At 63.6% G+C, this 12,592-nt stretch carries 9 protein-coding genes; 7 read left to right on the top strand and 2 right to left on the bottom strand.

Annotation, left to right across the window (positions count from 1 at the left end):
* Window positions 1–4 precede the first annotated feature (4 nt).
* From AC58X1_RS14250 to AC58X1_RS14225, 6 genes are all read left to right on the top strand, one after another.
* On the top strand, window positions 5–1,342 hold the full coding sequence (locus AC58X1_RS14250) for an imelysin family protein (RefSeq protein WP_181108487.1): 1,338 nt from the start codon (window positions 5–7) through the stop codon (window positions 1,340–1,342).
* Between the two features lie 153 nt (window positions 1,343–1,495).
* The gene (locus AC58X1_RS14245) at window positions 1,496–2,923 is read left to right on the top strand and encodes a di-heme oxidoreductase family protein (protein WP_497429021.1); all 1,428 of its coding nucleotides are present in this window, start codon (window positions 1,496–1,498) and stop codon (window positions 2,921–2,923) included.
* Between the two features lie 17 nt (window positions 2,924–2,940).
* Complete coding sequence (locus tag AC58X1_RS14240) at window positions 2,941–4,005, top strand: imelysin family protein (RefSeq protein WP_150570806.1); 1,065 nt, start codon at window positions 2,941–2,943, stop codon at window positions 4,003–4,005.
* Between the two features lies 1 nt (window position 4,006).
* Window positions 4,007–5,104: a DUF1513 domain-containing protein gene (locus AC58X1_RS14235; protein WP_101316769.1), complete on the top strand. Its 1,098-nt coding sequence runs from the start codon at window positions 4,007–4,009 to the stop codon at window positions 5,102–5,104.
* Window positions 5,105–5,521: 417 nt separating this feature from the next.
* The gene (locus AC58X1_RS14230) at window positions 5,522–6,667 is read left to right on the top strand and encodes an efflux RND transporter periplasmic adaptor subunit (RefSeq protein WP_150570805.1); all 1,146 of its coding nucleotides are present in this window, start codon (window positions 5,522–5,524) and stop codon (window positions 6,665–6,667) included.
* Between the two features lie 13 nt (window positions 6,668–6,680).
* Window positions 6,681–9,731, top strand: coding sequence for a multidrug efflux RND transporter permease subunit (locus AC58X1_RS14225; RefSeq protein ID WP_150572079.1), 3,051 nt, complete (start codon window positions 6,681–6,683; stop codon window positions 9,729–9,731).
* 51 nt (window positions 9,732–9,782) lie between these two features.
* On the opposite strand, the gene AC58X1_RS14220 is transcribed toward AC58X1_RS14225, so the two are convergent.
* Together AC58X1_RS14220 and AC58X1_RS14215 are read right to left on the bottom strand one after the other, a co-directional pair.
* Window positions 9,783–10,343, bottom strand: a complete 561-nt coding sequence (locus AC58X1_RS14220; protein WP_101316763.1) for a response regulator transcription factor — start codon at window positions 10,341–10,343, stop codon at window positions 9,783–9,785.
* Window positions 10,343–11,599: an ATP-binding protein gene (locus AC58X1_RS14215; RefSeq protein ID WP_101316761.1), complete on the bottom strand. Its 1,257-nt coding sequence runs from the start codon at window positions 11,597–11,599 to the stop codon at window positions 10,343–10,345. The genes AC58X1_RS14220 and AC58X1_RS14215 overlap by 1 nt, the downstream gene beginning before the upstream one ends.
* 203 nt (window positions 11,600–11,802) lie before the next feature.
* Between AC58X1_RS14215 and AC58X1_RS14210 the strand changes: the two genes are divergently transcribed.
* On the top strand, window positions 11,803–12,516 hold the full coding sequence (locus AC58X1_RS14210) for an SIMPL domain-containing protein (protein ID WP_101316759.1): 714 nt from the start codon (window positions 11,803–11,805) through the stop codon (window positions 12,514–12,516).
* Window positions 12,517–12,592 lie beyond the last annotated feature (76 nt).

The raw sequence follows: 12,592 nt of genomic DNA, 5'->3' as shown, positions 1-12,592 counted from the left end.
AACAATGATTCGTATGCCTCTGGCCTCCGCCAGTCTGCTGGCCATCGCTATCGCCCTCGCCGGTTGCGGCGAAGGCAAAAATGACAAGGCCGCCGCTCCGCAAGCCCAGGCACCTGCTGCCGCCAGCACCACCGCCGCGACCGCCGGGGCGATCGACGAGGCGGCTGGCAAGGCCGTGGTCAAGCACTATGCAGAGCTCGTCTCGGCCGTCTACAGCGACTCGCTGAGCACCGCCAAGACCCTGCAAAGCGCGATCGACGCGTTCCTCGCCACGCCGAACGACGAAACCCTGCAAGCCGCCAAGGATGCCTGGGTCGCTGCCCGCGTGCCGTACCTGCAGAGCGAAGTGTTCCGCTTCGGCAACACCATCATCGATGACTGGGAAGGTCAGGTTAACGCCTGGCCACTGGACGAAGGCCTGATCGACTACGTCGACAAGAGCTACGAGCATGCGCTGGGCAACCCTGCCGCCAGCGCCAACATCATTGCCAACACCGAAATCCAGGTTGGCGAAGACAAGATCGACGTCAAGGACCTGACCCCGGAGAAACTCGCCAGCCTGAATGAGCTGGGCGGTTCAGAGGCCAACGTCGCAACCGGTTACCACGCAATCGAATTCCTGCTCTGGGGCCAGGACCTGAACGGCACCGGCCCAGGTGCGGGCAACCGTCCGGCGTCTGACTACCTGGAAGGCGCTGGCGCCACCGGTGGCCACAACGACCGTCGCCGTGCCTATCTCAAGGCGGTCACCGACCTGCTTGTAAAAGACCTCGAAGAGATGGTCGGCAACTGGGCACCAAACGTCGCCGACAACTACCGCTCCACGCTGGAAGCAGAGCCGGTCAACGACGGCGTGCGCAAGATGCTGTTCGGCATGGGCAGCCTGTCGCTGGGTGAACTGGCGGGCGAGCGCATGAAGGTTTCGCTGGAAGCCAACTCGCCGGAAGACGAGCACGACTGCTTCAGCGACAACACCCACTACTCGCACTTCTACGATGCCAAGGGTATTCGTAACGTCTACTTGGGCGAGTACACCCGCGCCGACGGCAGCAAGCTGACCGGCCCGAGCCTGTCGTCGCTGGTGGCCAAGGTTGACCCGGCTACCGACGCCACCTTGAAAGCTGACCTGGAGGCCACCGAGGCCAAGATCCAGGTGATCGTCGATCATGCCCTCAAGGGTGAGCATTACGATCAGCTGATCGCCGCCGACAATGCTGCCGGCAACCAGATCGTGCGTGATGCGATTGCTTCGCTGGTCAAGCAGACCGGTGCGATCGAACAGGCTGCGGGCAAGTTGGGGATTGCCAACCTGAATCCGGATACTGCTGATCACGAGTTCTGATTCGGGCTGTAAACCTACTCTATTGGGGCCGCTTTGCGGCCCCAATTGCAGCAGCAACCTGACAACGATTTCATCCAGTAATTGCAAATTGCTCTTATTCAAACAATCCCGTCCTGCTAAGCTTGCACGCCGGTTTTCTGCCCAAGCCCAGGATTGTTGATGTCCTTGCTCCGCCTAAGCCCCCTGCTACTGGCCGCTGTTCTGGTCGCCTGTGACGACGCCCCGCGTTTCACTCAGGCCGAACCAGGCGAGGCCCTGTCCGGTGGCAAGGCAACCGTCCTGCGCAGCGATCGCCAGGCCTTCTCCCTACCCTCTGCCAACCTCAGCCCCGAGCGGCGGCTGGACTTTGCCGTGGGCAACAGCTTTTTCCGCAACCCGTGGGTAATCGCTCCGGCGACCACCACCGCGCGTGACGGGCTCGGCCCGTTGTTCAACACCAACGCCTGCCAGAACTGCCACGTCCGCGACGGCCGCGGGCACCCGCCGGAACTCGACGACAGCAACGCTGTGTCGATGCTGGTAAGGCTGTCGATCCCCGACCAGCCCGCCTACGCCAAGGAAATCGAACGCCTGGGCGTGGTCCCGGAGCCGTTCTACGGCACGCAGTTGCAGGACATGGCCATCCCCGGCATCAAGCCCGAGGGCAAGGTCCGCGTCAGCTACAGCAGCGAGACCGTACGCTTCGCCGACGGCCACACGGTGGAATTGCGCCGCCCGCAATTGCAGATCACCCAGCTCGGCTACGGCCCGCTGCACCCCGCCACGCGTTTCTCGGCGCGGATCGCGCCGCCGATGATCGGCCTGGGTTTGCTCGAGGCAATCCCCGAAGCGGCGATTCTGGCCAACGCCGACCCGGACGATCGCGACGGCGACGGCATCCGCGGGCGCGCCAATCAGGTCTGGGATGACGCCCAGGGTAAGACCGTGCTCGGCCGCTTCGGCTGGAAAGCCGGGCAGCCCAACGTCAACCAGCAGAACGTGCATGCCTTTGCCGGCGACATGGGCCTGACCAGCACGCTCAAGCCCCATGACGACTGCACCCCGGCCCAGACCGATTGCCTGGCCGCGCCCAACGGTGACGGCGCCGACGGCGAGAAAGAGGTCAGCGACAATATCCTGCGCCTGGTCACCTTCTATACCCGCAACCTGGCCGTGCCGGCCCGCCGCAACGTCGACGCACCACAGGTGCTGGCCGGCAAGAACCTGTTTTTCCAGGCCGGCTGCCAGGGCTGCCACACGCCGCAGTTCACCACGGCCAGCGCAGGCGTCGAGCCGGAGCTGGCCAACCAGCTGATTCGCCCCTACAGCGACCTGCTGTTGCATGACATGGGCCCCGGCCTGGCCGACCAGCGCAGCGAGTTCGCCGCCGGTGGCCAGGACTGGCGCACAGCGCCGCTGTGGGGCCTGGGCCTGACCGAAACGGTCAGCGGCCACACTCAGTTACTGCACGATGGGCGCGCCCGCAACCTGCTCGAAGCCGTGCTCTGGCATGGCGGCGAAGCGCAGGCGGCGCGCGACCAGGTCTTGACCTTCAATGCCGAGCAACGCGCCGCGTTGCTGGCTTTTCTGAATTCACTTTAACGCGCAAGGAGCCGGGCATGTTCCGACCCAAACTGTTGTTCACCAGCCTCGCCGCAATCGCCCTCGGTGCTTGCTCGCCGCAAGACCCGCAGGCCGTCACCTCGGCGGCAATCGCCAAGCAGGTGATCTTGCCGACTTACAGCCGCTGGGTCGAAGCTGACCGCCAGCTGGCCGCCAGCGCCCTGTCCTACTGTGAAGGCAAAACCACCCTGGACGCCGCTCGCGCCGACTTCCTCAACGCGCAAAAAGCCTGGGCCGAGCTGCAGCCTCTGCTGGTCGGCCCGCTGGCCGAAGGCAACCGCCCGTGGCAGGTACAGTTCTGGCCCGACAAGAAAAACCTGGTCGGCCGTCAGGTCGAGCAACTGGTCAACGGCGACAAGCCGATCGACAACGAGACCCTGGGCAAGTCCAGCGTCGTCGTGCGCGGTCTGTCGGCCTACGAGTACATCCTTTTCGACAGCAAGCCGGACATCGCCACCCCTGAGCAGAAGGCCCGCTACTGCCCGCTGCTGGTGGCCATCAGCGAACACCAGAAGGCCCTCGCCGAAGAGATCCTCAAGGGCTGGAACAGCACCGACGGCATGCTTTCGCAGATGACCAAGTTCCCCAACCAGCGCTATGCTGACTCGCACGAGGCGATCGCCGATCTGCTCCGCGCCCAGGTCACCGCACTGGACACCCTGAAGAAAAAGCTCGGCGCACCGATGGGCCGCCAGAGCAAGGGCATCGCCCAGCCGCTGCAGGCCGAAGCCTGGCGCAGCCACTCTTCGATGAAGAGCCTGGAAGCCAGCCTGAAAGCCGCCCAGGCGGTCTGGGTCGGGGTCGACAACCGCGGCTTGCGCGGCCTGCTCAGCAAGGACCAGAGCGCCCTCGCCGACAAGATCGACGCCGCCTATGCCAACGCGCTGAAGCTGCTGGCCGCCAACGACAAGCCCCTTGGCGAGCTGCTCGCGGACGACGCCGGCAAGCAGACCTTGAACGATATCTACGACAGCCTCAACGTGGTTCACCGCCTGCACGAAGGCGAGCTGGCCAAAGCATTGAACATTCAGCTGGGCTTCAATGCCAACGACGGTGACTGACATGCTGCGACGCCAGGCCCTGAAACTTGCCAGTATCGCCCTTAGCGCCCTGACCCTGGGCGGCTGGAGCCTGCTGCGCAACAAAGGCAGCGAGCCACTGCTGCTGTCGGCCCGCGACGATGCCGACGGCAAGCACTACGCCGTCGGCTATCGCCTCGACGGCAGCCAGGTGTTCGCCACCGAAGTGGGCCAGCGTTGCCACGCCATCATTCATCACCCGCAACAGCCGATTGCGCTGTTCGTGGCGCGTCGCCCCGGCACCGAAAGCTATCTGGTCGACCTGCGTGATGGGCGTTTGCTGCAAACCCTGACGGCGCAGCCCAACCGGCATTTCTATGGCCATGCGGTGATGCACAAGGACGGCGAGTGGCTGTACGCCACCGAGAACGACACCACCGATCCGGGCCGTGGCGTACTCGGGGTGTATCGCTTCGACGGTGAACGCCTGGTGCACAGCGGCGAGATCTCGACCCACGGCATCGGCCCGCACGAGCTGGCGTGGATGCCCGACGGCGAAACCCTGGTAGTGGCCAACGGCGGCATCCGCACCGAAGCCGAAAGCCGGGTGGAGATGAACCTCAACGCCATGCAACCAAGCCTGGTCATGATGCAGCGCGATGGCACCCTGCTGTCCAAGGAAACCCTCGGGCAGCAGATGAACAGCGTGCGCCACCTGGCCATCGGCAGCGACGGCACCCTGGTCGCTTGCCAGCAGTTCATGGGCGCATCGGATGAGACCGCCGAGCTGCTGGCGATCAAGCGCCCGGGCGAACCGTTCCAGGCATTCCCGGTGCCGGAGCGGCAATTGCAGTCGATGGCTCAGTACACCGCCAGTGTGGCCATCCACAGCGAGTTGCGGCTGGTCGCCCTGACTGCGCCGCGGGCCAACCGGCTGTTCATCTGGGACCTGGACACGGCAGCGATCAAGCTCGACGCACCGATGCCCGACTGCGCCGGCGTGGGTGCGGTGAAGGACGGTTTTGTGGTCACCTCCGGCCAAGGCCGTTGCCGCTTCTACGACTGCCGCAAACAGCAGCTTGTGGGCCAGCCGCTGGAGCTGCCGTCTGGCTTGTGGGATAACCATCTGCATCTGGTTTGATCAGATAGAGCCGTCGGATAGCCGGGGCCAGCTGCGCTGGCCTATCGCGATCGTTCCGGCGCCCCGGCACCCGCGTTCCATCGACATGCGCGGTCCACTGTAGGAGCGGCCTTGTGTCGCGAATGGGCTGCGCAGCGGCCCCAGCATTCTTTGGCGCTACGCAAATCCCGGGCCCGCTACGCGCGCCTTTCGCGACACAAGGCCGCTCCTACAAAGACAGCGTGCGTTCGATGTTCGCGGGATGCCGCGATTTATTTGTCTCGCTCAACGATTGCTGGGCAGATTTAGATCAACGAACGGCCCATTCGAAACACTACTCACTGAAAACCAGCGATACTCAGTGCATTCGCACGTGGGCAGGAACGCCCGTGGTCGTGCCTCAGCCATAATAATGACTACCTCCAGGGAAGTGGACCTATGCTGCGCCGGCGCATGCTGATCATGTTGGCCATCGTGCTGTTGATCGTGTTGATTCTGGGGGGCTACAAGGCCTTTTCGATCTATCAGCAGATCCAGATGTTTACCGCACCGAAACCGCCGGTCAGCGTTGCCGCCGCAACGGCTGAGCAGCGCCCATGGCAGCAGCGCCTGCCGGCGGTCGGCAGCCTCAAGGCGTTGCAGGGCGTCGAGCTGAGCCTGGAGCAGGCCGGCACGGTGAAGTCGCTGCACTTCGAGTCTGGCCAGCAGGTCAAGCAAGGCCAGTTGTTGCTGCAACTGGACAGCGATCAGGAAGCCGCCCTGCTCGGCACCGCCCAGGCTGACCTAGGCCTGGCCAAGGTGGACTACGGCCGTGGTAGTCAGCTGGTTGGTGACCAGGCTATCTCTCGCGGCGAGTTCGACCGGTTGACTGCGCAGTACCGGCGTAACCAGGCGGTGGTCGATCAGCTCAAGGCCTCGCTGGAGAAGAAGAGCATCAAGGCGCCGTTCAGCGGCACCATTGGTATCCGTCAGGTCGACATCGGCGATTTTCTTGCCAGCGGTACGGTGATCGCTACCCTGCAGGACCTGTCCAGCCTGTACGTCGACTTCAACATGCCCGAGCAGAGCCTGCCGCAACTGGCCCTCGGCCAAAAAGTGCTGCTGCAGGTGGCGGCGTTCCCTGGCCAGACCTTCAATGCCACGCTCAGCGCGATCAACCCCAAGGTCGACGAGAACACCCGCAACCTGCTGGTCCGCGCCAGCCTGGCCAACCCCGATGGCAAGTTGCTGCCGGGGATGTTTGCCAGCCTGCTGGTGCTGCTGCCCGATCCTCAGCCACAGGTGGTAGTGCCGGAGAGCGCCATCACTTACACCCTGTACGGCAACTCGGTATACGTGGTCAGCCCGAAACAGAACGCAGACGGCCAGCCGGAAAACGCCGCCGACGGCAAGCCGCAGCTGATCGCCGAGCAACGCACCATCCGCACCGGCGAGCGCCGTGACGGTGTGGTGGTGGTCAGTGAGGGGCTCAAGGCGGGAGAACGGGTGGTCAGTGCCGGGCAACTGAAACTGACCCCGGGCGCCGCCATCCAGATCACCGAGCAAGCGTCGACCACCCCAGCCAGCGCTCCGCGCGGCAACTGAGCAGGAGGCTGACATGGCGTTCACAGACCCGTTCATCCGCCGCCCGGTGCTGGCCAGTGTGGTCAGCCTGCTGATCCTGCTGCTCGGCTTTCAGGCCTGGAGCAAACTACAGATCCGCCAGTACCCACAAATGGAAAACGCCCTGATCACGGTGACCACCGCCTACCCCGGGGCCAACGCCGAGACCATCCAGGGCTATATCACCCAGCCGCTGCAGCAGAGCCTGGCCAGTGCCGAAGGCATCGACTACATGACCTCGGTGAGCCGGCAGAACTTCTCCATCATCTCGATCTACGCACGGGTTGGCGCCAACAGCGACCGCTTGTTCACCGAGCTGCTGGCCAAGGCCAACGAAGTGCGCAACAAGCTGCCGCAGCAGTCCGAAGCGCCGGTATTGAGCAAGGAGGCAGCAGACGCCTCGGCGCTGATGTACATCAGCTTCTACAGCGAGCAGATGAGCAACCCGCAGATCACCGACTACCTGTCACGGGTGATCCAGCCCAAGCTGGCGACCCTACCGGGCATGGCCGAGGCCGAGATCCTCGGCAACCAGGTGTTTGCCATGCGCATCTGGATCGACCCAGTCAAATTGGCCGGCTTCGGCCTGACCGCCAATGACGTCACCGATGCCGTGCGCCGCTACAACTTCCTCTCGGCCGCAGGCGAGGTCAAGGGCGAGTACGTGGTCACCAGCATCAACGCCACCACCGAATTGAAATCACCGGAGGCGTTTGCTGCATTGCCGCTGAAGACGGCCGGCGACACCAGGGTGCTGCTCGGCGATGTCGCCCGGGTCGAGATGGGCGCAGAGAACTACGACACGGTCAGCTCGTTCGACGGCACGCCCTCGGTGTACATCGGCATCAAGGCCACGCCGTCGGCCAACCCGCTCGAGGTCATCAAGGAAGTGCGGCGGGTCATGCCGGAGCTGGAAGGTCAACTACCGGCCGGGCTCAAGGTGTCGATTGCCTACGACGCGACGCTGTTTATCCAGGCCTCCATCGACGAAGTGATCAAGACCCTCGGCGAAGCGGTGCTGATCGTCATCGTCGTGGTGTTCCTGTTCCTCGGCGCGCTGCGCTCGGTGCTGATCCCGGTCGTCACCATCCCGCTGTCGATGATCGGCGTGCTGTTCTTCATGCAGACCATGGGCTACTCGCTGAACCTGCTGACCTTGCTGGCGATGGTGCTGGCGATCGGCCTGGTGGTGGACGATGCGATCGTGGTGGTGGAAAACATCCATCGCCATATCGAGGAAGGCAAGACGCCGTTCGATGCGGCGCTGCAGGGCGCCCGCGAAATTGCGATACCGGTAGTGTCGATGACTATTACCCTGGCTGCGGTGTATGCACCAATTGGTTTTCTCGAAGGCCTGACCGGTGCGCTGTTCAAGGAGTTTGCCCTGACCCTGGCGGGTGCAGTGGTGATCTCCGGCATCGTCGCCCTGACTCTGTCGCCGATGATGTGCGCGTTGCTGCTGCGCCGCGAGCAGAACGCCAGTGGCCTGGCGCATCGCCTCGACCGGATCTTCGACGGCCTCAAGCTGCGTTATCAACGGCTGCTGCACGGCACCCTCGACACCAGGCCGGTGGTGGTGGTGTTTGCCGTGATCATCCTGTGCCTGATCCCGGTGCTGCTCAAGTTCACCCAGAACGAGCTGGCGCCCGACGAGGATCAGGGCGTGATCTTCATGATCAGCAGTGCGCCGCAGCCGACCAACCTTGATTACCTGAACACTTATACCAATCAGTACACCGGGATCTTCAAAGGCTTCCCGGAGTATTACTCGTCGTTCCAGATCAACGGCTTCAATGGCGTGCAGAGCGGCATCGGTGGCTTCCTGCTCAAGCCGTGGAACGAGCGCGAGCGCAGCCAGATGGAGCTGCTGCCACTGGTCCAGGCCAAGCTTGCCGAAATCGCCGGCCTGCAGATCTTCGGCTTCAACCTGCCGGCGCTGCCCGGCACTGGCGAAGGTTTGCCGTTCCAGTTCGTAATCAATACTGCCGGTGATTACCCGGCGCTGCTCGAGGTCGCCCAGCGGGTCAAGGAGCGCGCGCAGGCGTCCGGCAAGTTCGCCTTCCTCGACATCGACCTGGCGTTCGACAAGCCCGAGGTGGTGGTCGACATCGACCGGGCCAAGGCGGCGCAGATGGGCGTGTCGATGGACGTGCTCGGCGGCACCCTGGCCACCCTGCTCGGCGAAGGCGAGATCAACCGCTTCACCCTCGAAGGGCGCAGCTACAAGGTCATCGCCCAGGTCGAACGCGCCTATCGCGACAATCCCGACTGGCTCAACAGCTACTACGTGAAGAACAACCAGGGCCAACTGCTGCCGTTGTCGACCCTGATCACCCTGAGCGACCGTGCTCGACCGCGCCAGCTCAACCAGTTCCAGCAACTGAACTCGGCGATCATTCAGGGCGTGCCACTGGTGAGCATGGACGAAGCGCTGGCGACGGTGCGGCAGATCGCCAGTGAAGAAGCGCCAGAAGGCTTCTCGTTCGACTACGCCGGGGTATCGCGGCAGTTCGTCCAGGAAGGCAGCGCGCTGTGGGTAACTTTCGGCCTCGCGCTGGCGATCATCTTCCTGGTGCTGGCGGCGCAGTTCGAGAGCTTCCGTGACCCGCTGGTGATTCTGGTGACGGTGCCGTTGTCGATCTGCGGGGCCTTGCTGCCGTTGTTCCTGGGCCTGTCGAGCATGAACATCTACACCCAGGTCGGCCTGGTGACGTTGATCGGGCTGATTACCAAGCACGGCATTCTGATCGTCGAATTCGCCAATCAGCTGCGCAAGGACAAGGGGCTGGATGTGCGCGAAGCCATCGAAGAGGCGGCGGCGATCCGCTTGCGGCCAGTGCTGATGACGACCGCGGCGATGGTGTTCGGCATGGTGCCGTTGATTCTGGCGACAGGCGCTGGGGCGGTCAGCCGCTTTGACATCGGTATGGTGATTGCCACCGGGATGTCGATCGGGACCTTGTTCACGCTGTTTGTGCTGCCGTGCATCTACACGCTGCTAGCGCACAAGACCGTGGCACGGGAGGCGGAGGTAACGCGCGGGTGAAGTACACGCTGCCGGCTGGGTCGTCACTCGACCCAGTCGGCAGCGCTCACCTCAGCGGCGTACCGGGCGCTTCTGCAGCTTGCGCTGCAAGGTGCGCCGGTGCATGCCCAGCGCCCGCGCCGTGGCGGAGATATTGCCTTCGTGCTCGCCGAGCACGCGCTGGATGTGTTCCCACTGCAGGCGGTCCACCGACATGGGGTTTTCCGGTACCAGCGAATCCAGATCAGCGTGCTCGGACAGCAACGCCGCCAGCACGTCATCGGCATCAGCCGGTTTGCACAGGTAATTGCAGGCGCCACGCTTGATCGCCTCGACCGCAGTGGCAATGCTCGAGTAACCGGTGAGGATCACCACGCGCATTTCCGGGTCCATCTCGAGCAGCTTGGGCAGCAGCACCAGGCCCGAATCACCGTCCATTTTCAGGTCCAGCGCGGCATAGTCGGGCAGGTCGTGCTGGGCCAGGATCAGACCTTCCTCGGCCGACGACGCGGTGCTTACGCGGAAACCGCGGCGGCTCATGGCCCGGGACATGACCCGGGTGAAGGTGGCATCGTCGTCTACCAGCAACAGGTGCGGCAGCTCTTCGCCGTCGATCTGGGTTTCATCAGTCATCATTCATCTCCTCGCTTGCCACGGGGCAGGCGCAGCTCGGTAAGCGTGCCGCCCTGCTCATGACTATAGAGTTTCACCGAGCCGCCCGCACGCGTAACGCTGGCCTTGCTCAGAAACAGGCCAAGACCGAAGCCTTTGCCCTTGGTGGTAAAGAAGGGTTTGCCGATGGCCTCGGCAATGGCCGGAGGAATGCCCGGGCCATGGTCGCGGATACTGATGATGATGTCCTCGGCGCTCCAGTCGAGGCGCACTTCAAGGTCATCCGGGCAGGCATCGGCAGCATTGTTAAGCAGGTTCAGCAGCGCTTGGGTCAGGTCGGGCGGTGGGGTCAGTTGCGGCACCTCGCCATCGCGCAGGCGCTGGAAGCGGTAACTGGCTTCGGGCCGCATCAGGTGCCAGCGGTTGAGTGCTTCGTCGAGCCAGGCGGTAACGTCCTGCTCGACGATGGCCATGCGTCGGTTAGCCTCGGCGGCGCGCACCAGTTGCTGCAGGGTCTGTTTGCACAGCTTGACCTGGTCTTGCAGGATCGCCAGGTCCTCCTGCAACTGCGGGTCGTGATGGTCCTGGCGCATCTCGTTGATCAGTACGCTCATGGTCGACAGCGGCGTGCCCAGCTCATGCGCGGCACCGGCGGCCTGCGTGGCGACGGCCAGCAATTGCTCATCGCGCAGACTCTCTTCGCGGCGCTCGCCACGCCATTGCTCCTGGCGGCGCAACTCTTCGGCCATGCGTGCGGCAAAGAAGGTGATCACCGCCGCGGCCAGGGCAATACTCAGCCACATGCCGTAGACCTGCATGGTGTCGCGCGCCAGCGGCAGCGTTTCCAGCGGATAGAACTGCACCAGCAACAGGCTGTAGGCGACCAGGGCCAGGCCCGAGAGCACCAGCGAGTAGATCCACGGCAAGGTCACCGCAGCAATCGCCAGCGGCACCAGGTAATAGGAGACGAACGGGTTGGTCGAGCCACCCGAGTAGTACAGCAAGGCGCTGTGAATCAGCAGGTCACAGGCCAGCTGGAAGGCGTACTCGAGTTCGGTAACCGGCAGCGACAGGCGCAGGCGCAAGGCGGTGAAGGCGCACAGCAGCGATGACAGCGCCAGGGTTGCCGCCAGCGACAGCCACGGCAGCGGCAGCAGTTCGGTCCAGTAGGCAACGCCGACCGAGCCGGCCTGGGCGGCCAGCACCAGGACCCGAATAACGGTCAGGCGCCAGAGGTTCTGGCGAGTTGCAGACAACGGTTGTGCGGCAGCGAGCATGAGCTCTCCTGATGAGTGCTCCAGGGACATCGGCGGGAGTATACCCAAGCCTGGCCTTGCACTGCAGCGCTGCGGCAAAGCGCCACACTTTGTCACAGCTTGATGATGGCACTTTTGAACCCACTACACTGAAACCGGTCCTATGGGCCATGCGTGGCATGGACAATTACTCGCCACGCCTATTCTTCGCCAAGGAGTCACCTATGCATATGTCTCGTCGCAGCACTGCCCTGCTGCTTTCCTGCGGCCTGTTGGCCAGCCTCCCGGCGCTGGCTGAAGAGCCGCGTTACAACCAGGTCTCGCTACGCGCCGAAGTCAGCAAGGAAGTGCCCCGCGACCTGATGGTCGTGACCCTTTACAGCGAAGCTCAGAACAGCGATCCGGGCAAGCTGGCCAAGGACATTACCGAGACCATGAACAAGGCCATGCAGCAGGCGCGTCAGGTCAAGGAAGTGAAAATCAGCCAGGGCAGCCGCAACAGCTACCCGGTCTACGATGCCAAGGGTCAGAAGATCACCGCCTGGCGCGAGCGTGCCGAGCTGCGCCTCGAGAGCGCCGACTTCCCGACCCTGTCGAAACTCACCGGCGAGCTGCTGCAGGACCTGAAGATGGGCGGCATGGACTTCTCCATTGCCCAGACTACGCGCAAGACCAGCGAAGACGAGTTGCTCAAGGATGCGGTAAATGCCTTCAAGGCTCGCGCTCAGCTGGCGACCGAGGCCCTCGGCGGCAAGGGTTACAAGGTGGTCAACCTGAACCTGAACAGCAGCGGCTATCCGCGCCCTTATATGCGCAGCGCGCCAATGGCGATGAAAGCCATGGGGGCTGATGAGGCGGCGGTGGCGCCTGAAATCGAAGCGGGCACCAGTGAAGTCAGCATGAATGCTGACGGTTTGATTGAAGTGCTGATGCCTTGATCGATTGATCTGCACGTTATACCGGAAGGGGCCGCTTTACGGCCCCCTCTTACATCGCTTTAAGCCCTTTCCTACG

The organism is Pseudomonas sp. PGPR N4 (assembly GCF_059693665.1).
Note: the sequence above shows the minus strand (reverse complement) of the source record. Positions and strands in the feature narration are given on the sequence as shown.

Excerpts from the sequence above, each read along its gene's own strand:
- AC58X1_RS14250 (WP_181108487.1), top strand. The coding sequence starts at position 5 with ATGATTCGTATGCCTCTGGCCTCCGCCAGTCTGCTGGCCATCGCTATC.
- AC58X1_RS14240 (WP_150570806.1), top strand. The coding sequence starts at position 2,941 with ATGTTCCGACCCAAACTGTTGTTCACCAGCCTCGCCGCAATCGCCCTC.
- AC58X1_RS14235 (WP_101316769.1), top strand. The coding sequence starts at position 4,007 with ATGCTGCGACGCCAGGCCCTGAAACTTGCCAGTATCGCCCTTAGCGCC.
- AC58X1_RS14230 (WP_150570805.1), top strand. The coding sequence starts at position 5,522 with ATGCTGCGCCGGCGCATGCTGATCATGTTGGCCATCGTGCTGTTGATC.
- AC58X1_RS14225 (WP_150572079.1), top strand. The coding sequence starts at position 6,681 with ATGGCGTTCACAGACCCGTTCATCCGCCGCCCGGTGCTGGCCAGTGTG.
- AC58X1_RS14220 (WP_101316763.1), bottom strand. The coding sequence starts at position 10,343 with ATGACTGATGAAACCCAGATCGACGGCGAAGAGCTGCCGCACCTGTTG.
- AC58X1_RS14215 (WP_101316761.1), bottom strand. The coding sequence starts at position 11,599 with ATGCTCGCTGCCGCACAACCGTTGTCTGCAACTCGCCAGAACCTCTGG.
- AC58X1_RS14210 (WP_101316759.1), top strand. The coding sequence starts at position 11,803 with ATGCATATGTCTCGTCGCAGCACTGCCCTGCTGCTTTCCTGCGGCCTG.